This window comes from Gilvimarinus sp. 1_MG-2023, from assembly GCF_030548285.1.
The window spans coordinates 1-252 of the sequence record NZ_JAUOSC010001366.1; the positions used below are offsets into that span (position 1 = coordinate 1).

Consider the following 252-nt stretch of genomic DNA (forward strand, 5'->3'; position numbering starts at 1 on the left):
TGCGGGAAGTGGTCGGTCAGGAAACCGCCGCCATTTGTCTTGGCAAAAAAGCCGTTGAAGCCCCATTGTTGATCGGCAAAGGTACCGATATCGAGAATATCCACTTCCAGCAAGTCTCCGGGCTGAGCGCCTTCCACCGCGACCGGGCCGGAGAGAAAATGCACCTGGGTCAGGTCGACATCACGGATGTCTTCGGCGTTGTCGTCGTTCTTGATCTGACCGCCTGTCCAGTCATAGCACTCGATAATAAAG

The 252-nt window shown here is 55.2% G+C and carries 1 protein-coding gene; it reads right to left on the reverse strand.

From position 1 onward, the window contains the following. Positions 1-252, reverse strand: a 252-nt coding sequence (locus Q4563_RS21305; RefSeq protein WP_303605945.1) for an acetamidase/formamidase family protein, incomplete at both ends; no start/stop codon positions are given.